This is a genomic window from Pseudomonas sp. NCHU5216 (genome assembly GCF_052156495.1).
Lineage (GTDB): Bacteria > Pseudomonadota > Gammaproteobacteria > Pseudomonadales > Pseudomonadaceae > Aquipseudomonas.
Window position 1 is genome coordinate 98,294 of sequence record NZ_JBQLIX010000012.1, and the last position, 20,886, is coordinate 119,179.

17 protein-coding genes and 1 other RNA gene are annotated in these 20,886 nt (G+C 64.1%); 7 read left to right on the forward strand and 11 right to left on the reverse strand.

Features of this window, described 5'->3' with window-relative positions; translation table 11 throughout:
• Positions 1-60: 60 nt before the first annotated feature.
• The 3 genes from ACSVIK_RS11320 to ACSVIK_RS11330 form a co-directional block, all read right to left on the reverse strand.
• The gene (locus ACSVIK_RS11320; protein ID WP_442444419.1) at positions 61-1,239 is read right to left on the reverse strand and encodes an acetyl-CoA C-acetyltransferase; all 1,179 of its coding nucleotides are present in this window, start codon (positions 1,237-1,239) and stop codon (positions 61-63) included.
• A gap of 197 nt (positions 1,240-1,436) precedes the next feature.
• On the reverse strand, positions 1,437-2,093 hold the full coding sequence (locus tag ACSVIK_RS11325) for a CoA transferase subunit B (protein WP_442444420.1): 657 nt from the start codon (positions 2,091-2,093) through the stop codon (positions 1,437-1,439).
• Between the two features lie 11 nt (positions 2,094-2,104).
• On the reverse strand, positions 2,105-2,803 hold the full coding sequence (locus ACSVIK_RS11330) for a CoA transferase subunit A (protein ID WP_442444421.1): 699 nt from the start codon (positions 2,801-2,803) through the stop codon (positions 2,105-2,107).
• 105 nt (positions 2,804-2,908) lie between these two features.
• On the opposite strand from ACSVIK_RS11330, the gene ACSVIK_RS11335 reads away from it, so the two are divergent.
• On the forward strand, positions 2,909-3,790 hold the full coding sequence (locus ACSVIK_RS11335) for a LysR family transcriptional regulator (protein ID WP_442444422.1): 882 nt from the start codon (positions 2,909-2,911) through the stop codon (positions 3,788-3,790).
• Here the strand turns inward: ACSVIK_RS11335 and ACSVIK_RS11340 are convergent.
• Positions 3,784-4,761 (reverse strand): phosphotransferase enzyme family protein, encoded by a 978-nt coding sequence (locus tag ACSVIK_RS11340; RefSeq protein ID WP_442444423.1) that lies wholly within the window; start codon positions 4,759-4,761, stop codon positions 3,784-3,786. The two genes, ACSVIK_RS11335 and ACSVIK_RS11340, sit on opposite strands and share 7 nt — an antisense overlap.
• Positions 4,762-4,974: 213 nt before the next feature.
• Here ACSVIK_RS11340 and fabG point away from each other — a divergent pair, with 213 nt between their 5' ends.
• Both fabG and ACSVIK_RS11350 read left to right on the forward strand, forming a co-directional pair.
• The gene (gene fabG, locus ACSVIK_RS11345) at positions 4,975-5,748 is read left to right on the forward strand and encodes a 3-oxoacyl-ACP reductase FabG (RefSeq protein WP_442444424.1); all 774 of its coding nucleotides are present in this window, start codon (positions 4,975-4,977) and stop codon (positions 5,746-5,748) included.
• Positions 5,749-5,762: 14 nt separating this feature from the next.
• A complete protein-coding gene (locus ACSVIK_RS11350; RefSeq protein ID WP_442444425.1) occupies positions 5,763-7,073 on the forward strand; it encodes an aspartate aminotransferase family protein in 1,311 nt (436 codons plus the stop codon).
• On the opposite strand, the gene qhpR is transcribed toward ACSVIK_RS11350, so the two are convergent.
• The 3 genes from qhpR to ACSVIK_RS11365 form a co-directional block, all read right to left on the reverse strand.
• Positions 7,070-8,122 (reverse strand): AraC-like transcriptional regulator QhpR, encoded by a 1,053-nt coding sequence (gene qhpR, locus ACSVIK_RS11355; protein WP_442444426.1) that lies wholly within the window; start codon positions 8,120-8,122, stop codon positions 7,070-7,072. The two genes, ACSVIK_RS11350 and qhpR, sit on opposite strands and share 4 nt — an antisense overlap.
• Before the next feature lie 146 nt (positions 8,123-8,268).
• On the reverse strand, positions 8,269-9,132 hold the full coding sequence (locus ACSVIK_RS11360) for an SDR family NAD(P)-dependent oxidoreductase (RefSeq protein WP_442444427.1): 864 nt from the start codon (positions 9,130-9,132) through the stop codon (positions 8,269-8,271).
• 12 nt (positions 9,133-9,144) lie between these two features.
• Positions 9,145-10,533 carry a flavin-containing monooxygenase gene (locus tag ACSVIK_RS11365; RefSeq protein ID WP_442444428.1) on the reverse strand — a complete coding sequence of 463 codons (1,389 nt, stop codon included), beginning with the start codon at positions 10,531-10,533 and terminating at the stop codon, positions 9,145-9,147.
• Positions 10,534-10,688: 155 nt separating this feature from the next.
• Here ACSVIK_RS11365 and ACSVIK_RS11370 point away from each other — a divergent pair, with 155 nt between their 5' ends.
• Entirely contained in the window at positions 10,689-11,738 is a 1,050-nt protein-coding gene (locus tag ACSVIK_RS11370; protein ID WP_442444429.1) for an AraC family transcriptional regulator, read from the forward strand.
• Positions 11,739-11,808: 70 nt separating this feature from the next.
• Positions 11,809-12,333: a tyrosine-type recombinase/integrase gene (locus tag ACSVIK_RS11375; protein WP_442444430.1), complete on the forward strand. Its 525-nt coding sequence runs from the start codon at positions 11,809-11,811 to the stop codon at positions 12,331-12,333.
• Here the strand turns inward: ACSVIK_RS11375 and ACSVIK_RS11380 are convergent.
• Both ACSVIK_RS11380 and ssrA read right to left on the reverse strand, forming a co-directional pair.
• Complete coding sequence (locus ACSVIK_RS11380; protein WP_442444431.1) at positions 12,302-13,354, reverse strand: hypothetical protein; 1,053 nt, start codon at positions 13,352-13,354, stop codon at positions 12,302-12,304. The two genes, ACSVIK_RS11375 and ACSVIK_RS11380, sit on opposite strands and share 32 nt — an antisense overlap.
• Positions 13,355-13,454: 100 nt before the next feature.
• Positions 13,455-13,846: a transfer-messenger RNA gene (gene ssrA, locus ACSVIK_RS11385) on the reverse strand.
• Positions 13,847-13,972: 126 nt separating this feature from the next.
• Between ssrA and ACSVIK_RS11390 the strand changes: the two genes are divergently transcribed.
• Positions 13,973-16,885, forward strand: coding sequence for a hybrid sensor histidine kinase/response regulator (locus tag ACSVIK_RS11390; protein ID WP_442444432.1), 2,913 nt, complete (start codon positions 13,973-13,975; stop codon positions 16,883-16,885).
• Positions 16,886-16,894: 9 nt separating this feature from the next.
• On the opposite strand, the gene ACSVIK_RS11395 is transcribed toward ACSVIK_RS11390, so the two are convergent.
• Positions 16,895-18,727: an Lnb N-terminal periplasmic domain-containing protein gene (locus ACSVIK_RS11395; RefSeq protein WP_442444433.1), complete on the reverse strand. Its 1,833-nt coding sequence runs from the start codon at positions 18,725-18,727 to the stop codon at positions 16,895-16,897.
• A 164-nt stretch (positions 18,728-18,891) separates the two neighbouring features.
• On the opposite strand from ACSVIK_RS11395, the gene ACSVIK_RS11400 reads away from it, so the two are divergent.
• Positions 18,892-19,203 (forward strand): TraR/DksA family transcriptional regulator, encoded by a 312-nt coding sequence (locus ACSVIK_RS11400; RefSeq protein WP_268181885.1) that lies wholly within the window; start codon positions 18,892-18,894, stop codon positions 19,201-19,203.
• On the opposite strand, the gene ACSVIK_RS11405 is transcribed toward ACSVIK_RS11400, so the two are convergent.
• Positions 19,196-20,833 (reverse strand): cation:proton antiporter, encoded by a 1,638-nt coding sequence (locus tag ACSVIK_RS11405; RefSeq protein ID WP_442444434.1) that lies wholly within the window; start codon positions 20,831-20,833, stop codon positions 19,196-19,198. The genes ACSVIK_RS11400 and ACSVIK_RS11405 overlap by 8 nt on opposite strands.
• Positions 20,834-20,886: the final 53 nt, after the last annotated feature.

A 20,886-nucleotide genomic window follows, 5' to 3' on the forward strand; every position in this document is an offset into this window, starting at 1 on the left:
GATGTCGCTTTTTACATCCACCAAAACGGTGGATCGATGAAGCGTGATCCACCCTACGGATCAGCGCTCGATGGCCAGGGCCACGCCCTGACCGCCACCGATGCACAGGGTGGCCAGGCCCTTCTTCGCGTCGCGGCGGATCATCTCGTGCAGCAGGGTCACCAGCACGCGGCAGCCGGAGGCGCCGATGGGGTGGCCAAGGGCGATGGCGCCGCCGTTGACATTGACCTTGTCGGCATCCCAGCCCAGCTCCTGGCCCACGGCCAGGGCCTGGGCGGCGAAGGCCTCGTTGGCTTCGATCAGATCCAGATCGGCCAGGCTCCAGCCGGCCTTGTCCAGGCAGCGGCGAGTGGCGGATACCGGGGCGATGCCCATGATCGCCGGGTCGACCCCGGCATTGGCATAGCCGGCAATCTTCGCCAGCACCGGCAGGCCCAGCGCTTGTGCCTTGGCTGCGCTCATCAGCAGTACGGCAGCGGCGCCGTCGTTGAGGCTGGAGGCGTTGCCGGCAGTGACGCTGCCGTCTTTCTTGAATGCGGGCTTGAGCTTGGCCAGGGATTCTGCGGTGGTGCCAGCACGCGGTTGCTCGTCACGGGCGAAGGCGATGGGGTCGCCCTTGCGCTGCGGGATCAGTACTGGGGTGATTTCGGCATCGAAGCGCCCGGCCTCGATGGCCGCCACGGCCTTCTGCTGCGAGGCGGCGGCGAAAGTGTCCTGGGCTTCACGGGAAATCCCATACTTCTCGACGAGATTCTCCGCAGTGATGCCCATATGGTAGTCGTTGAAGGCGTCCCACAGGCCGTCGACGATCATGCTGTCGAGCATCTGAGCGTGGCCCATGCGCAAGCCGGTACGCGCTTTCGGCAGCACATAGGGTGACAGGCTCATGTTCTCCATGCCGCCGGCGATGATCACCTCGGCGTCGCCGCAACGGATGGCCTGGGTGGCCAGGTGCAGGGCTTTCAAACCCGAGCCGCAGACTTTGTTCAGGGTCATGGCCGGCACGGCATGGGGCAGGCCGGCGCGGATGGCGGCCTGGCGTGCGGGGTTCTGGCCGGAGCCTGCGGTCAGCACCTGGCCGAGGAGCACTTCATCGACCAGGGCGGCGTCGAGGCCGGTCTGCTCCAGCAGGCGCTTGATGACGATGGCGCCGAGCTCCGGCGCGGGAATCTCCGCCAGGCTGCCCTGGAAGCTGCCGATGGCGGTGCGGGTGGCGGCGACGATGACGACGTCTTGCATGGGGTGACTCCTCTCGGCTGATGGGCCGCGTATTGTGGGAGGGGCTTTAGCCGCGACGAGAAAGGCTCGCCGCTACGACTGCATGGATGCAGGAGGTAGAGCGAAGCAGGATGCCCGAGCCGAAAGCCCCTCCCACAATGCAGAAAAACGCCCCGAAGACGCCATGCGTGGTGGCGCCTTCGAGACGGTAGACAACTTTAGAAGCTCATTTCCGGCACGTGCTCGGGAACGATCAGCTTGCCGGCGGTCTTGGCGACGATCTCCTCTACGCTTACGCCCGGCGCGCGTTCGCGCAGGATGAAGGCGTTGTTGTCGATCTCCAGGTAGGCTAGGTCGGTCAGCACCTTGCGGATGCAGCCGCAGCCGGTCAGCGGCAGGCTGCAGTGTTCCAGCAGCTTGGATTCGCCGTCTTTCGAGGCGTGGGTCATGGTGACGATGATGTTGTCGGCGCCGGCCACCAGATCCATGGCACCGCCCATGCCCTTGACCAGCTTGCCGGGGATCATCCACGAGGCGATGTTGCCGCGCACGTCCACCTCGAAGGCGCCGAGCACGGTCAGGTCGACGTGGCCGCCACGGATCATGGCGAAGGATTGCGCCGAGTCGAAGATCGCCGCGCCCTTGATCGCGGTAACGGTCTGCTTGCCGGCGTTGATCATGTCGGCGTCCACTTCGTCTTCGGTAGGGAAGGCGCCCATGCCGAGCAGGCCGTTCTCCGACTGCAGCATCACCTGCATGCCCTCGGGTACGTAGTTGGCCACCAGGGTGGGGATGCCGATGCCGAGGTTGACGTAGAAGCCGTCCTGCAGCTCGCGGGCCACGCGCTGGGCCATTTGTTCACGGGTCAGTGCCATGCCGGTCTCTCCTAGGCGCGCAGGGTGCGTTTTTCGATGCGTTTCTCGAAGCTGCCGCAGATCAGCCGGTCGACGTAGATGCCGGGGGTGTGAATCTGCGTCGGGTCGAGTTCACCGGGTTCGACGATCTCCTCGACCTCGACCACGGTGATGCGCCCGGCGGTAGCGACCACCGGGTTGAAGTTCTGCGCGGTGTGGCGGTAGACCACGTTGCCGAAGTGGTCGGCCTTCCAGCCTTTGACGATGGCGAAGTCGCCGGTGATGGCCGGCTCGAGGATGTAGTGGCGGCCATTGATCTCGCGCGCTTCCTTGCCTTCGGCGACCGGGGTGCCGTAGCCGGTGGCGGTGAAGAAGGCGGGGATGCCGGCGCCGCCAGCGCGCAGCTTCTCGGCCAGGGTGCCCTGCGGGGTGAGTTCGACTTCCAGCTCGCCGGAGAGCAGTTGCTGCTCGAACAGGGCGTTCTCGCCGACGTAGGAAGCAATCATCTTGCGGATCTGCCGGTCTTCCAGCAGCACGCCGAGGCCGAAACCGTCGACACCGCAGTTGTTGGACACCACGGTCAGGTCGCGCACGCCACGGCGGCGGATCTCATTGATCAAATTCTCGGGGATGCCGCACAGGCCGAAACCGCCGGCCAGCACGGTCATGCCGTCCTGCAGGCCGTCCAGGGCTTCTGCGTAGCTGGCGACGCGTTTGTCGAGTCCGCTCATTCGAGGCTGCCTCTTTGTTGTTATCGGGTGTGAGGCCAAGCTTCTGCGCTGTGAGCTTATTTGTTAAGTTTGTTTTTTCTCTTGATTGATCAGGTAAATAAATCAATGACCGTCAAGCAGCTACGCGCCTTTCTCGCCGTGGCGCAGAGCCTGAGCTTCGCCCAGGCTTGCGAACGCCTGCATCTGTCGCAGCCGGCGTTGAGCCTGGCGATCAAGAACCTGGAGCAGTCGCTCGGCGGCCAGTTGCTGGTGCGCACCACCCGCAGCGTGGCGCTGACGCCCGAGGGGGAGACGTTGCTGCCGATCGCCGTGCGCCTGCTGGCCGACTGGGACAACGCCGAGGACCTGCTGCGCCAGCACTTCACCCTGCAGATGGGCAAGGTGGCGGTGGCGGCCATGCCGTCGTTCGCCGGCAACCGCCTGCCGGCGGTGCTGCGCGCGTTTCGCGACGCCTACCCTAGGGTCAATGTGGCGGTGCACGACGTGATCAACGAGCAGGTGATGGAGATGGTGCGCGACGGTCGCGTCGAGCTGGGCATCGCCTTCGAGCCAGCAACCCTCGATGGCCTGCAATTCACGCCGCTGTACGAGGATCGTTTCGTCGCCGTGGTGCCGGCAGTCAGCCATCTGGCCGACCACGAAGTGCTGACCTGGGCGCAGTTGCTGGAGCAGCCCTTCATCACCCTGCAACGGCCTTCGGCAGTGCGCCTGCTGCTGGAAGACAGCGTGATCGCCCGCCACGGCAAGCTGCCGGTGGCCTTCGAGAGCCACCAGTTGGTCACGGTCGGGCGCATGGTCGCCGAAGGCCTGGGCGTCAGCGCGGTGCCGCAACTGTGCCGGCAGCAGATGGAGGATCTCGGCGCGCGCTGCCTGCCGCTGAGCGAGCCGCAGGTGTCGCGCCGCGTCGGCCTGTTGCACCTGGCTGGGCGCCAGCTATCCAGCGCAGCGCAGGCCTTGAGCGAGGTGCTGTTGCGCCCGGCTCAGTAGAGGCGCAGCCGCCCCTCCAGATAGGCCTCGCACAGCGGCAGGCAGCGGCTGGCCCAGTCCGGCCCCAGTTCCTGCACGGTGCGCGTTTCGGCATGGGTGCCCGTCCAGGCCAACAGTTGCAGGCGGCGCTGCACGACGAAGGCCGGAATCATCGCCAGCTCGGCGTCGCTCAGGCTGTGCACGCGGGTGTAGCCCTGCAGCCAGTGGCTGACCCAGCGCGGCACGTCTGGATGATCCTCATGAAAGCTCAGGGCCGAGGCGAGGTCGTGCAGGTACCAACCGAAGCCGCAGTCGTCGAAGTCGATCACCCGCGTGCGTTCGCCCTGCACCAGCAGGTTGGCCAGGCGCAGGTCGGCGTGGATCAGGCCGAAGCGTTCGCTGCTCTGGCCATAGGCGGCCAGTTCCTCGGCCAGACGCAACAGCGTGGCCTCGATCAGCGGCTGCTGCGCCGCGCTCAGGTTGGGCGCCTGGCGCCAGTCGCCCCAGTGGCCATCGGCGCCGAGCATGCTGGCGTGATCCCAGCGCAGGCGCTCGAAGCCCGCTGGCAAGCGCCAGTCGCGGGCCTGGCGATGCAGGCGGGCGTTGATCGCACCCAGGCGCTCGAAGGAGGCCAGCAGATCCTGCCGAGGATCCGGCTCCGTGCCCTCGATCCACTCGAACAGCACGGCATGGCGGGGCTGGCCGGCCAGTTCGAGCTGCTGCAGGCAGTCGCCATCCAGGCCGGGCAGGGCCTTGGGCACCTCCACGCCCGAGGCGCGCAGGGCGTCGAGCCAGTGCAGTTCGCTGCGGATCGCCTGAGCGCTGTGGTAGGCCGGGCGGTGCAGGCGCAGCACATGGCGCCCGCCGTCGCCATGCACGGCGTAGGTGGCGTTCTCCGACAGGCAGAGCAATTGCAGGCGGCCCCGGCATGACGCGGGATAACGCGCGAGCATGGCCTCGGCCAGGTGATCGAAGGTGGCGGCCTGAATCATGGCGAGCTTTCCTGATGGCTGACGATGAGGCCAGCATCGCCATGGCGCGAGCAGGCGGCTTGACCGCGCCTGGCGAAAACTTGACCGCTCGGCACAGACAGCGCCCCGGCAAGGGTGGATTTGATCGCTCGCCGCGCAACTTGTGTTCTGCGGTCAAGTGTTTGGCGTGGGGGAGGGCGAGGATGGCGTCATCCATTCGATGAGGAGCCCTCCATGTTCACTTCCCTGCAAGGCAAGCGTGTACTGGTTACCGGCGGCAGTGCCGGCATTGGCCTGGGTATCGTCCGCGGCTTTGCCCGCGAAGGCGCACGCGTGGCGCTCAGCGCACGCAATGGCGAACGGCTCGCCGCCTGCGTCGCGGCCTTGCGCGAGGAGGGGCTGGACGTGCACGGCTTCGTCGCCGACGTGGCCAGTGCCGCGTCGGTGCGTGGCCTGGTCGATGAGGTGGCGCAGGCCTTCGGCGGCCTCGATGTGCTGTGCTGCAATGCCGGGATCTTCCCCTCCGGCAGCCTCGACGAACTGAGCGAGGCGGACTGGGATCAGGTGCTGGCGACCAATGCCAAGGGCTCCTTCCTCTGCGTGCAGGCGGCGTTGCCTTATCTGCGCCAGGCCGAGTACGGGCGGGTGATCCTCACCTCGTCGATCACCGGGCCGGTCACCGGCTTTCCCGGCTGGGCCCATTACGGCGCGAGCAAGGCGGCGCAACTGGGCTTCATGCGCACCGCGGCGATCGAGTTGGCGCGCGACGGCATCACCATCAACGCCGTGCTGCCCGGCAACGTGCTGACCGAAGGGCTGCAGGAGATGGGCGCGGACTATGTGGCGAGCATGGCCGCCTCGGTGCCGCTGCGGCGCCTCGGCAGTGTCGACGACATCGCCGCCGGTGCGCTGTTCTTCGCCTCGCGTGAGGCGGGCTACATCACCGGGCAGAGCCTGATCATCGACGGTGGGCAGATCCTGCCCGAGTCGTTGCAGGCGCTGGGCTGAGGCGGAGGCGCAGGATGCTCAAGGTCAATGCCTTCGAGAGTGAACAGATCGCCAGCCTGGATGCTGCGCGTCAGCGCCTGGTGGAGCGGCGGCAACGTCTGCTGGGGCCGGCTTACCAGTTGTTCTACGACCAGCCGCTGCACCTGGTGCGCGGGCGGGGCGCCGAGGTGTTCGACAGCGCGGGGCGCGCCTACCTGGATCTGTACAACAACGTGCCCTCGGTGGGGCATTGCCATCCGCACGTGGTGGCAGCCATGGCCAGCCAGGCGGGGGAGCTGAACATCCATACCCGCTATCTGCACGACGGCATCCTCGACTATGCCGAGCGCTTGCTGGCGACCCTGCCGGAGATGCCCGCGCACGTGATGTTCACCTGCACCGGCAGCGAGGCCAACGACCTGGCATTGCGCATCGCTCGCGACCATAGCGGCGGCACGGGGGTGATCGTCACTCGCTACGCCTACCACGGCATCACCACGGCGATTGCCGAGCTGTCGCCGTCGATGGGCGAGTACGTGCCGCTGGCCGGCGATGCGCGCCTGGTCGATGCGCCGCTGCACCGGCCACAGCAGCCGGAGCAGGTGGGCGCGCAGTTCGCCGCGCAGGTGCGCGCGGCACTGGCGGACATGCGCCGGCATGGCATCCGCCCGGCAGCCCTGCTGGTCGATACCCTGTTCACCAGCGATGGCGTATTCGCCGACCCGCCGGGCTTTCTTGCCGAGGCGGTGGCCGCCGTGCGTGCAGCGGGCGGGCTGTTCATCGCCGACGAAGTGCAGCCCGGCTTTGGCCGCACCGGCAGCCACTTCTGGGGTTTCCAGCGGCATGGCCTGGTGCCCGACCTGGTGACCCTGGGCAAGCCGATGGGCAACGGTCACCCGCTGGCCGGGGTGATCTGCCAGCCGCACCTGGTCGAGCGTTTCGGCCAGTGCGCGGCTTACTTCAATACCTTCGGTGGCAACCCGGTGGCGGCGGCGGTGGGCCTGGCGGTGCTGGAGGTGATCGAGGCGGAAGGCTTGCAGGCCAATGCGGCGCGGGTCGGGGCCTTGCTCCAGGCCGGGCTTGGCAGCCTCGCCGCGCGTTATGCGCAGCTCGGCGAGGTGCGCGGCGCTGGTCTGTTCATTGGCGTCGACGTGCTCGATGGCGAGGGGCGCGCCGATACCCGTGGCGCGCGGCGCCTGGTCAATGCCCTGCGTGATGAGGGCGTGCTGATCGGTGCTTCCGGGCCGGCCAGCAACGTGCTCAAGATCCGCCCACCGCTGTGCCTGAGCGCAGCCCAGGGCGAGCGCTTCCTGCAAGTGCTTGAAACCGTCCTGGCCAGAAGCTAATTGCGTCCAGTGCCCTGGCGCGCCTGCCGCCACTGCCGTGGGCTGAGCCCATGCCAGCGGCGGAAGGCGCGGGAGAAGGCGCTCAGCTCGGAATAGCCGAGCAGGGCGGTGATCTCGGCCAGGCAAACGCCCTGTTCCAGGTGCAGGCCGGCCAGTTCGCGGCGGGTCTGGTCGAGCAGGGTCGAGAAGCTCAGGCCTTCATCGTTGAGGCGGCGTTGCAGCGTCCAGCTGGGCAGGCGCAGGGCGTCGGCCAGTTTCTCCAGGCTGGGTTCGCCGCTTTCCAGCAACAGACGAATATGCCGCCTGGCCTCATCCATCAGGCCGGGGCGTGGCGCGCCTTCAGGCGTGTTGCCGGCAAGCTGACGCAGGTTGTCGAACATCAGCGCCAGCAGGCGAGCGTCACGCCCCGGCATAGGCTGTTCCAACACACTGCGCTGGAACACCAGGGCATTGCTTGGCTGATCGAAGAAGGCCGGTGCATCGAAGGCCTTGCAGTGCTCATACCAGGCCTCCGGTCGGGCGTGCTCGAAATGCACCTGCTCCGGTGCCCAGCGCGTGCCGAGGGCGTGGCGCATCAGGTTGAAGAACATGCCCAGCGACAGCTCGGCATCCTGGCGTTTGTGCAGGATGCTGCCGTGCTGTACCTGATAGTCCAGCCGGCACAGCGGGCCTTGCTCGTCGAGCCTGAGCAGGCTGCCCTGCTGGTGGTAGGGAAAGGCCCGCACCACGTTGCGTAGGGCGTCGCCGAGGGTGGCCGAGCTCATGCCGATGTAGCCGAGCAGGCCCAGGGCGTCGGGCTTGAACTGGCGCCCATAGCGCAGGCCGAAGTGCGCGTCGTGCGTCTGCCGTGCGGCCTCCTCGAACACTGCGCAATACTGGTGCAGATCGAGGCTCAGGGTCGGCTGGCTGAGGCATTCGGGGTCGATGCCGGCGCGCCCGAGGATACGATCCGGGTCACCCCCGCTCCGCTGGATGAACGCCACCAGGCCCGTGGCTGCCGAGGCCAGAACGCCAACACGATGAGACCTGTCCGTTGCTGTGTAGGACACCTTGATGCTCCGCTGGAACGCAGGTCTCTCACGGCATTCAAGAAGCGTTCCACGCACCAGCCAGCGCGTTGTGGCGTCTTCGACTGGCCGGCAGCGGGCTGTAGAGGCCGGAGCAGGTAAACACCATCCCTGGCAAAACCCAGGCGTCAGTCGAGGGCCTCGCCGATAAGCTGCCACTTGCCGTCCTTGCGCTCGGCCAGGCCGCGCGCCTCCAGGCCTTGCAGATAGCGTTGCAGACCACGCTCGCCACGGCTCTGAAAAAACGGCAGCAGGCGCGGCAGCAGGTTGGGGAAGAGCATCACCAGCTTGGTCAGCCACAGTTCGCTGCGTTTCGGCGCACTCTCCAGGCTCGGCTTGTCGAGCATGCGCACGATATTGCTGGCCACCGCTTGCGGCGCTTGCGGTGGATCCATGAACTGCAGGGCATTGCCACCATCGATGGCTTCCTGGCGCAGCATGGGCGTGTCGGTGGCCGAGGGCAGCACGCAGCACACCTTGATGCCACGCGGCTCCAACTCCAGGGCCAGCGACAGCATGGCGCCGCGCAGGCCGAACTTGCTGGCGCTGTAGATGGGGCTTTCGGCGGTGGGGAAGATACCCGCGATCGACACGGTGCTGACCACCCGCGCATTGCGCGAGGCCTCCAGCAGGCTGACCGCCTGGCGCGTCAGCAGCAACGGAGCCAGCAGGTTGATCTCCAGCTCGCGGCGGATGCTGGTATGGCTGCGCGTGGCGAAGGGCTCGACATGGACGATGGCGGCGTTGTTGATCAGGGCATCGAGGCGGCCGAAGCGTTCGCCGATGAAGCTGATCAGCGCCTCGACCTGCTGCTCGTCGGTGAGGTCGAGGGAGAAGGGCGTGGCCCGTTCGCCCAGGCTGGCGCACAGCGTTTGCAGGCGCGCAGCATCGCGATCAGCCAGGATCAGTTGCACGTCGCGCTGGATCAGTTGCCGGCACAGGCACTGGCCGATGCCACCTGCCGCGCCGGTGATGAGAATGACTTCGCTCATGGGGATTCTCGCTCAGGAGGCTCGTGACAGGGGGACAGCGACGTAGCCCGGCTGCTGGCGCACGGGGGCGAAATAGCCTTCGCTCAGGTCGCTCCAGTTCATGCGGTGGCGCAGCCGCTGCATGTGCTTCTTCAGCGCGTGCACCTCCAGGTACACCTCGTGGCGCTGCGATTTGACGAACTGGATGCCACCGGACAGATCGGGGTCGTCGTGCTGGATCAGCCCCTCGAACTCCCTGGCCAGGAGCGGACGCTGGAGCTGGTCGGCCAGGTAGCAGGCGATCAGATGGGCCTCGTTGTCGAACAGCTTGTAGGCGCTGGAGTTGGTTTCCAGATAGCCGATGCCGAACAGGTTGTGGTGCTGGCGGCTGAAGATGGAGAGGTACATCTGCGGGCGCCCGCCTTTCCACTCGAAGTAGTCGGTGGCGTAGCGGCAGCTCCATTTGTAGCCGGTGGCGTAGAGCACCAGGTCGAGGGTTTCGCGGCTGCCGTCCTTGAACACCACCTGGTCGCCTTCGTAGTGGGAAACGTCCGGGCGCACCTGGATATCGCCATGCTGCAGATGATGCAGCAACTGGCTGTTGAGCAGCGGGTGGCTCTCGAACAACTTGTGATCCGGCTTGGGCAGGCCGAAGCGGGTCAGGTTGCCGTTGACCAGGCGCAAGATGCCGCCGAACAGCAGACGCGTCAGCCACATGGGTAACTGCGGGCCTTTCTCGCCGACTTCATCCGCCGGCAGGCCGAAGATGTGCTTGGGAATGAAGTGGTAGCCCCGGCGCAGGCTGATCAAGGCCTTGTCGGCGTTGGCGGCGGCATCGCAGGCGATATCCGCCCCGGAGTTGCCCGCGCCGATGATCATGACCCGCTTGCCCTTGAATTCCTCGGGGCGGCGGTAGGTCACCGAGTGGCGAATCTCGCCGCTGAAATGGCCCTTGATCTCCGGCATGTTCGGATCCCAGTTGCAGCCGGTGGCGCACACCAGCGCGCGGTAGCGACGGCGTTCGCCATTGCTCAGGGTGACGATCCAGCGGCCGTCCTCATCCTTGTCCACGCGCTCCACTGCAGTGTTGAAACGCACCTTGTCGTAGAGGCCGAAGGCCAGGGCGAAGGAGCGCAGGTATTCGAGGATCTGCCGGTTGCTCGGGTAGTCCGGGAAGTGCTTGGGCATGGGGTAGTCGAGAAAACCGGAAAGGTCGCGCGAGGAGATGAAATGCGCGGACTCGTACATCGGCGTGCCGGGATTTTCCAGATCCCACACGCCGCCGAAATCGCTGTGGCGCTCGAACTGCTGGTAATCCAGGCCCTGGCGTTTCAGGGCGCGGGCCATGCACAGGCCGCCGGGGCCGCCGCCGATGATGCAGACGCTGTCGCCGCAATCCACATAAGGCACGTCGTTAGGCATGATCGCCTCCGTTATTGGAATCGTGACGCTCACGTTATCCCCAGCCAGTCGCCTTGATCAGGTCGCTGACGGACAGCAAAGGGGGCCGGAACGGACAGCCTGATTGTCGTTTATCATCGGCACAGCACGCCGCCATCGTGAGGACTCATGCCGCCATGAAAGACATTGCCGATCCGCGCTTTTCCAACGCCTCGGCGCCCGCTCATGTCTCGCGCGCCTTGCTGCGCGTCGTGGCCGAGCGCCAGGGCAATGCCGAGCGGGTTTGCCTGGGGCTGGGCTTCACCCCGACCGACCTGGCCAGGCCAGGCTTTCGTCTGTCGCATCGGCAGAGCTACCTGCTGGTGCGGCGGGTGATCGAGCAGGTCGGCGATAACGGCCTGGGCCTGCTTGTCGGTGGGCGGCAGAGCGCGGTATCCCTCGGGCTGGTCGGCCTTGGCATGCAGGCCTGCGCGACCCTTGGTGAGGCCCTGGAGCTGGGGCTGCAATTCCAACGGCATGCCGGAGCGATGCTCGGCCATGACCTGGAGATTCAGGGCGACAGCGCACGCTTGCTGCTCACGCCCCTGTTCTACGAGCCGGACGTGCAGGCCTTCTACATGGAGGAAGCCTTCTCCAGTTCGCTCAGCATCGTGCGCCACCTCAGCGCTGCGCGGCTGAGGCCACGCCTGCTATGCCTGGACTACCCGCGTCCGGCTCACGCCGAACTGTACGAGGCGCTGTTCGAGTGCCCGGTGCGCTTTGCCGAGCAGGTCAACGCCATCGAGTTCGATTCCGCCTGGCTGGCCATGCCGCTGGCGACGCGGGATGACGCCGTGGCGGCCGAAGTGGTTGAACTGCTCAAGGAAGCGCGCTGGCTCGACCAGGAGCGCTCGGAACTGATCGAAGGGCTGCAACGCGAAGTGCGCAAGCAACTGGACGCGCCGCCTTCCTTGGCGCAACTGGCGCGCCAGCTCAACATCAGCGAACGCACCTTGCGTCGGCGCATCGAGTCGGCGGGTTTGAGCTACCAGGGCATCATCGACGAAAGCCGCCGCGCCCGTGCGTTGGTTCTGCTCGGGCGTGATGACCTGCCCCTCGCCGAAGTGGCGGTGCAGACCGGCTTCAGCGACGTACGCAACTTCCGCCGTGCCTTCAAACGCTGGACCGGCGTGGCCCCGCGCGAGGCGCGCAAGGGCTTGCTGCAGCAATTGGGGGAGATGGGGTAGGGCTTTCGGATATAGCTGCAAAGCAGTTGGTGGCAGTGCGCTCAAGGTTCAAGAGCGTGAGCTGCCCTGGTTGACCACCGAACAGATTGTCGAGCTGCTGGAAGAAATCCGGCGCCGCTGTGGCAACCCACACGTCGAGATAATCGCTCTGATCTGCCTGGCCACCGGTGCTCGATGGTCAGAGGCTGAAAAGCTGAAACCGACCGGCCTGCGTAATGGCGTGATCACCTTCAGTGGAACCAAGAGCGGCAAGGTTCGTTCGGTGCCGATCACTGCAGAGCTAGAAGCTAGGATCGTCAGGCACTGGAAGCAATACTGCCAGCCGAACTCGGCCATCACCTCGTTCCGCCGCGCCCTGGCCAGGACAACCATCCGCCTACCGAAAGGGCAGGCCGCCCACGCCCTGCGGCACACCTTCGCCAGCCACTTTATCCAGAACGGCGGGAACATCCTCACCCTGCAGAAAATCCTGGGTCACTCCAGCTTGGCCATGACCATGCGCTATGCGCACTTGGCTCCGGATCATCTGCAGGATGCGGTGAGGTATGGGCCTAGTTATATAGTTAGCCAGGATTCTTTTGTTGTCCTTCCTTGATTACTGAAATTATATTCTTTGTAGGTAGGCTGATGTCTTTGTTATACGCTTTGATTCGGTGAGTGTCGCCAAGACTCCATACGACTTTTGCATTTATCAGCGTGCAAGACTGGTCGTTATTGTTTTCCCAGGGGATGCTTTTTATTTTGCATGGATCTCCGCTAACGTGAATCTCAGTTGCGGTGTAGTTTCCAATGCCTAATGTTTTTGCAATGCCTCCAGGTAGGGTGAACCACATGTTGCTGATGAATGAAAGGAAAAAAGCAAACAGCATGCTAAAAAATATCGTATGGCTATATTTTAAGTTTTGAAAGGAGATGGCGCATACGGTAAATGTAACATTCATGGCGAGTGTTACTATTAAAGCTAGTATGATTTGCAGGTGCTCTGGGGCGTCGGGGAAGTGTCCTTTAAGAGAGATTACTACAAATAACAGGCTTATTATGCTTGCGAGTGAATATGAGATCAGGCTGGCGAGTACGAATTTCAGTAGGCTTGGGGCTGAGAGGCGGTACTCAAGTTTTAGGCAGGTTGCGAGCGCTAAGCATACTGCCACAGGGGCGGCAAATGAATATAGCGCATAGTCACTGTTGCTTGTGATTGCATAGATATTAATGTATGCGCAGAGGGTGGCTGGTAGAAAAAAATAGACTCTAATTATCCGTAGTTGTGCTTGGCTAAGTTTTCTTTTGTTGTCTTTGGGTAAGTAGTATTTGAACTCGTTGCTTACTTCTTTGTCTTTTAGGAATATATCTGTCCACATCAGGCCTGGCATTGAAATGCCAAATGTGAGTGTTGCAAATACAAGTAGGCCTAGTATTGAGGCTGCTATTAGTAGGGAGCCTAAGGAGAATATATCAAAGCTGGGAAAGAAATGGTTCTCGCAGAAGTATATTAGGAAAAGCGAAAATCCTATTATGGCTGGCGCGGATTTTATAATGCTTTTGAGGTTTCTTTTAACGACTAAAGAGAGCTTGTCTAAGCTGTCAAAACCTTCTTGGTTAGGTTGTAGGTTGTCCATAGTGCATCGCTGTCCTTCGGCCCTAATGATAGGTGTCGACACTTTTTCGACACCCCAAAGAAAAACCCCTGACTTTCTCTAGGAAAATCAGGGGCTTATTTGGTGGAGCCGGGGGGATTTGAACCCCCGTCCGCCAGTTCTCCACTGTTGGTACTACATGCTTAGCCGTGTCTATTGAGTTAACCCTCAGCCGCCCGACGGGCAGGGTGCATTGGGCGAGTTGTGTAAGTTTTAGCCACTTCGTCCACAACGTACTACGCGGCGATCCTGTTCTGCATGACAATCACTTCGGGTTTACAGGCATCCCCTAGTGATCGCTGGAGCCGAAGCTACCAGAAGGACTAGTCGCGCCGCTTACGCAGCGAGAGCGTAGCCCTCGTAGTTTTCGTCATTGGCAACTATAGAAAGTTGCAACAGTTGATTTACGACTTCTGTTACCAAGTCGGCATGCACCTCGAGCTTCGCTACCGGCGTCGAATCCTAATCGGCCCCAAAGCTTTGCGGTTACAGATGGGACGAGAGTGTACGGCAAAGGTTCCATCGCGTCGACTGCGTATTCGGTTCAGGACGGCTATGATGGCCTCTGTGCCCCGGGTGGGCCAATCGAGGAGTTGTCTCATGCCGAGTAGCGGTTACCCTCTGCGTCGATGGATCTGGCGGGCGTTCGTGCAGAGCGCGCTGATTCCGCTGATTCTGGTGGAGTCGGTGTTGATCGCGGTCTATCTGCTGAGCAACCAGGCCATTCGTGACGAGCAGATCGCCCATCTGCAAGAAGCGGCGGTACGTGACCTGACCTCCGCAGCGCAGCGCGAGGCACAGGTCATCGATGCTCGTCTGCGTTCGGTGGAGGTGCAGGTGCCGGTATTTCGCGACGCCGTGCTGCGGGCCTTGCTCGATAAGGAGTTCAAGCCCGACGACACCGAACGCCAGCGTCATGCGGTGACGTCCAGTGGTGTGTTCTACAGCCGTAGCGACGATGGCCGCGCCGCTTCCTTCTATGCCAACAGCACGCCCTTGGCCCAGCAGGATCATGACAAGGCGCTGCGCCTGTCGCAGGTCGATCCGCTGATGCGTTCGATCCACCAGGCCAACCCCATGGTGGCGGGGCTCTACTTCAATAGCTGGGACAGCTACAACCGCATCTATCCCTGGTTCGACACACCCGCCCAGTATCCCCACGACATGGTGATACCGGATTACAACTTCTACTACCTGGCCGATGCTCAGCACAATCCGCTGCGTGAAGTGGTCTGGACCGAGGTCTACCTCGACCCGGCAGGTCAGGGCTGGATGATCTCGGCCATTGCGCCGGTCTACCGCGACGATTTTCTCGAAGGCGTGGTCGGCTTCGACATCACCATCGACCAGATGCTGGGCGAGATCGAGGAGCTGAACGTGCCTTGGCATGGCTATGCCATGCTGGTCAGCCCGGACAATCGCATCATGGCGTTGCCCAGGGCGGGTGAGCAGGACTTCGGCCTGCGCGAGCTGACCCACTATTCCTACGACGAGGCGGTGCGCCGCGAAGTGCTCAAACCCGAGGACTTCAACCTGAGCAAGCACAACGGCATGGCGCCTTTGATTGCAGCCATGCAGGTGGCCACCAACGATGTGCAGGAGGTCGTGCTCGGTGGGCGTCAGCAACTGGTGGCCTGGAGCGAGATTCCGCAAACCGGCTGGCGTTTGATGCTGGTGGTCGACGAAGCGCAGATCTTCGAGGAAACCAATCTGCTGGCCGAGCATTATCTGCAGATCGGTTATCTGCTGATTGCCGGGCTGTTGTTCTTCTACCTGTTGTTCTTCGCGGGCATGTGGCTGCGCTCGCGCCAGCTCAGTGCTCAACTGGCGCGTCCGATCGATGGTGTCGTCGAGATGGCCGGCAGCCTCGGTCAGGGTGACTACCTGCCGACGGTACCGCAAACCCCGATACGCGAAGTCAGCCGTCTGGCAGCGGCGATGCAGCATGCTGGTCTGCAATTGCAGGCCAGCGAGCGCAAGCGCCAGGAGACCCACGAGCTGTTGCAACTGGTGATCGACAGCACCACCGAGAGCCTCTGGCAGATCGACGTATGCAGCCAGACCATCGAGTTGAGCGAGCGTTTCGTCCAGCGTTTCGGCCTCGGGGCTCGTCAACTGACCCTGAGCGAGTTCAACCGCCGGGTACACCCGGACGATCTCGAGCGCCTGCGCCATTTGCGCCTGCTGTTCGCCGAGCAGGGCGAGGAGTACTTCGATGCCGAATACCGCTACCTCGACCGCCATGGCGAGTACGCCTGGCTGCTCAGCCGTGGGCGATTGCTGGCGCGCAACGAAAGTGGCTGGCCGCAGCGTATTGCCGGCACCCATGTGGATATCACCCGCCTCAAGCAGGTGCAGGAAGAACTACGCCGGGCCAGCCTCGAGGCCCATTCCGCCAGCCAGGCCAAGAGCCGATTCCTGTCGAGCATGAGCCATGAGCTGCGCACGCCACTCAACGCCATTCATGGCTTCGCCCAGTTGATCGAGATCGAGACACAGGACAAACCCGATGCAACGCAGGAGGCCGATTATGCCCACGAGATCGTCAATGCCAGCCGCCACCTGACCTCGCTGGTGGACGATATCCTCGATCTCTCCAGCATCGAGAGCCGGCGTCAGCAGTTGCAGTTGCAGCCCATCGAGATCACCACCTTGCTCAATGGCTGTGCCGAGCTGGTACAGCCGGAGGTGCAGCAGAGGCAGTTGCACCTCCAGGTCATGGCGCCGGACGAGCCTTCGCTCTACGTGCAGGGCGATCCGCGCCGAGTGCGACAGATTCTGCTCAACCTGCTGTCCAACGCCATCAAGTACAACAGCCCGCAAGGCATGATCCGTATGGGCTATGAAGTGCGTGCCGCTTGCGTGCGCCTGTGGGTCGAGGACACCGGGCCGGGCTTGTCCGACGAGCAACTGGAGCAACTGTTCCAGCCCTTCCAGCGTCTTGGGCGGGAAAGCTCGAACATCCCCGGTAGCGGCATCGGCCTGGTGCTCTGCCGTGAGCTGGCCAGCCTGATGCAGGGTGAAGTCGGGGTGCAGAGCGAGGTGGGCATGGGCAGCCGCTTCTGGCTCGATCTCCCCAGCGCGGCGCGACCCGATGAGCCCGTGGTGGGCGATGGGCAGGAGCCTGCACGTTTGGCGCCCAGCTTGGTGCAGGTGCTCTGCGTCGAAGATCACCCGGCTTGCCAGCGCATATTGCAGGAGGCATTGCGCGAGTTCGCCGAAGTGCGTGGCGTGAGCTCGCGGCAGAGTGCCCTGGCCGAGCTGCAGGGCAGCGTGCCGGCACTGGTGCTGCTGGACATCGACCTGCCCGATGGCAGCGGCCTGGAGGTGCTCGACGCGATGCGCGCCGAACCACGCCTGCGCGAGGTGCCGGTCATGGTGATCAGCGCGGTGGCCGATACCCGCCTGTTCGAGGACGCGATGGCGCGTGGCGCTTCGCTCTGCCTGAGCAAACCCGTGGATTTGCAGGCCGTGCGCCAGGCTGCTCTGGGGTTGATCTACAGCGGCTATTGAGCCGCTGCGTCAGTAGTGATACCAGCGCAGCTCCAGCTTCACTTCGTTGACCGGGCTGGCCAGTTGGCTGAATTCGCGCTGGGCGCTCAGGCGCAGGCCGAGGTTGCGTGACACTTCCCATTGCTGGTTGAGCGACAGGCGCCGGCGTACTTCGCCGTTGTGGAAGTAGTCGCCAGCCGCCTCCAGGGTCATGTTGCCCAGCGGGTTGCGCCACAGCAGGCCGGTGTTGAAGCCCAGGGCGGGGGAAACGACAGCGGCGAAGTCTTCGTTGTACTCCAGCCGTGCGGTGCCGAGGGTGAAACCGAGCAGGTGGTCGCTGAGTTGCCAACTGGCCCCGGCGCCACCGCTGATATGAGCGACCAGTGGTGTGTCGCCGTCTTCGCCGAGCACCCGCTCCAGGCCGCCGCCGACCTGCCAGGACAGCGGCTGCAGCAGGGCGTTGCGCGGCGTCAGCGAGCGGATATTGGCCAAGTCCAGGCGTTGCACTTGCCAGTGATTGTTTTCGTACTGGCGCAGCTTGAGCTGAAGAATCTCGATCTGTGCACCGAGGGGGAAGCCGTCGAGGTTGTCGTTGAGGTCGTGGTAAGCCATGCGCAGGCCGTACTCGGCGAAGGCGCGGTCGTCGCGGCTGCCGCCAGCCAGTTGCCAGGTGCGTGACTGGTGGCCTTCCTCGGGCAGTGGCGGGCGCTCTATGTCCAGTGCTGGCGGCGGGTTGCGGCTGATCGCGCCGAGCAACTGGAAGCTGCGCTGTGCGGTGACGCTGCGTTCGTTGTCGTTGGCGTGGTAGCGCACCAGGCGGAAGGCGGCGTCCTGGATCAGCGCGCGGCGCTCGCTGGGCAGGGCGGTGAACGCGGCATCGTTCAGTTGCGCCGGGTCTTCGCTCAGGCGCAATACCCAGGCCTTTTCGTCGGCATCCAGCGGCTCGGCGCGGGCCAGCAGTTCACGCTCGCGCGAGGGGCGGTAGTCGATGCGCTCGATCAGCCCAGCGTCCTTGACCGCGCGCACGGTGTCGGTGGGGATGGCGGTGAGCGGGAAGTGCTCGGTCAGCTCGATGCCGGGGCGGGCGATTTCCAGCAGCTCCAGCAGGCGGTAGGAGCAGTTCTCGTCGAAGAAGAAGTAGTCGAAGCGGATCTGCTTGAGCTCCCAGACGTGCTCGACCATGCGCGCGGTTTCTTCCGGCGTCAGGTTCAGCCGGTACTCCCACAGGTCGCGGTTTTCCAGGCGGCTGTATTCGCTGAGCTTGTCATGGTAGGGCACCAGGGCGAACAGGCCGGGGTAGCCGCCCATCAGCCCACGCCAGGCATAGAGGATGCTGTTGTCGTTGCCTTCGATAAAGGCGCCGAAGTTCAGCGCGTAGCTCAGCAGCGCGGTGTTGTGGCTGTCGATGTCGGGTTGGTCGATGCGCAGCAGGGTATGGCCGAACATCGACGAGGGGCTGTTCAGGTAGGCAGCCGGGAATACCAGCACCGTGCTGTGCGGATTGATGTCGCTGATCCAGCGACGGTACTCGGCGCAGTCGGGCGTCGGCAGGTCGGTGAGCTGCAGTTGCGCCTTGAGCCAGCGGGTACGCGCCGGGTAGATGCATTGCGGGTGGCGGTCACCCAGGTTGGCGGGTTGGTACAGCGCCTTCAGTGTGGCCGCGAGTTCGGCAGCGGGATCGTGGGCGCCGTTCTCGGCGAGAAAGAAATCATCGTCGTCGACATAGCTGCGCCAACCGCCGAGCTTGCCGGTTTCATAGTGGCCGAGGGCGATCCAGTAGGGATCGTCGGCGAGTCGTTCCAGCGTGGCGGCGTGTAGGGGAAGGCTAAGGCTCAGGGCGAGGACGGTGACTATCCGTTTCAAGGTCGCTGTTCTTCTGTCTTGTGGCGATGGCCGAGCTTTGGCCAGTGGCGTGCCGGGTGTCAAGGCAGTGCAGCGGGGGATTTTCTGCAACTACTGATCGGCGTCAGTCATGAACCTTGCGAGGCGCAGCACACTGGGCGCCCGTTTATCCAAGGAGATCGCTCATGGCTCACCGTGATGTGTTGGATGCGCTGTTCCGTGACTATGCCACCCGCGCCGAGGCGATTCGCCGCGACCTGGCGCGCAGCCACTCGGCGGATTTCGCCGAACAGGCGCAGCAGCGGCAGAATGACGAGGTACTGGAAGCCCTGCTGGCCGAGGCCGAACATGGTCTGTTACTCGTACAGCAGGCGCAGCAACGTCTGGCCGATGGGCGCTACGGGCAGTGCCTGTGCTGCGGCGAGCCGATCGAGGCGGCGCGTCTGGCGGCCATGCCGGTCGCTCAATATTGCCTGAGCTGCGCGCAGTTCAACTGAGCGGCTGCGTGACCTCCTGCAGCAGGCGCCGGGCAGCCGAGTCGGCGGCGTCGATGTAGGGCTGCAGGACGCTGGCCGCCCCGGCGCGGTTGAAGGCTTCCAGATCCCCTTCGCGAAAGGCGCTGAGGGTTACGCTGCCACGAAAGCCGGCGTGGCGCGCGGCGCGCAGCAGCAGCGCGTTGACCTCGCGCTGGGGGATGGTGCTGACCAGCGCTCGGGCCTGTTGCAGCGGCAGGTGGGCGATGAAGTCGGCATCCTCGGCATCGCCATAGCATACGCCCAGCCCGGCCTGGCGGGCGCTGGCCAGGGCCTGCGGGTCGAAGTCCACGCCCAGTACGCGCAGGCCACCCTCTTGTAGGCGCAGCGCCAGTTGCCGGCCGTAGCGCCCCAGGCCATAGACGATGACTTCCGCTTGCGTCTGGCTGGGGGCGTTGTCCTCGGCATTCTCGCGGTGGGCGACGCGCCGCTCGAAGATGCCGAGCCAGGGCGAAAGCCGCTCGAACAGCGGCTGCGAGTAGAGAATCAGGTAGGTGGACAGGGTGATGGTGATGATGCCTACCAGGGTGGTCAGGCCCAGTGCCGCGCCACCGACATGGCCGAGGCTGATGCCCATGGCGACGAAGATGATGGAGAACTCGCTGATCTGCGCCACCGTCAGCCCGGCCATGAAGCCGGTGCGTTTGCGATAACCCATGGCGCCCATGATGGCCATGACGATCAGCGGGTTGCCGATCAGCACGAACAGCGACAGCAGCACGGCGCTGCCGATCTGTTGGTGCAGGTAGGAAAAGTCCAGTTGAATGCCCAGGTGCAGGAAGAAGAACAGCAGAAGGAAGTCGCGCAGGCTGCTCAGGCGGCTGGCGATGGCCTCGCGCAGGGGCGTGGAGGCCAGGCAGAAACCGGCGATGAAGGCCCCCAGCTCCTTGGACAGCCCCAGCGCCTCGGCACCACCGGCCAGCAGCGTGCCCCAGGCCACCGCCACCAGCATCAGCAACTCTGGCGAGCGCGCCATCGAGGCCAGCAGGCGCGGCAGGACGAAGCGCACCAGCAGATAGAGCAGCGCCAAGCTGGCCAGCAGGGCGGCGATCAGCGTCAGTGGCGACAGCCCTGGCTTGCCATTGGCCGGCTGGTACAGGCTGATCACCAGCATGGCCAGGATCACGGCGATGTCCTGCACGATGAGAAAGCCCATGGCGATGCGCCCGTGCAGGGAATCGATCTCGCCTTTGTCCGAGAGCAGCTTGACGACGATGATGGTGCTGGAAAAGGTCAGCGCCACGGCCACGTAGCCGGCGCTCATCCAGTCCAGGCCGAGCAGGCGGCACAGCAGCAGGCCGGCCACTATGGTGAAGCTCAGTTGCCCCAGGCCGGTGGCCAGGGCGACGCTGCCCAGGGTGCGCACCAACTGCATGTCCAGCTTGAGGCCGACGACGAACAAGAGCACGGTGATGCCGATTTCCGCCAGCAGGCTGATGGAGCTGTGATCACCCGACAGATTCATCACCGCCGGCCCGGCGAGAATGCCCACCAGGATGTAGGCGATGATCAGCGGTTGGCGCAACCTCACGGCGAGCATGCCCAGCACGGCGGACAGGCTGAGCAGAGCGGCGATTTCCTGGAAGGCACTCATGGGCAGGTCTCCTGGCGCTGGGGCTGCCTGTGATGGGTGCAGGCTCGATGGTG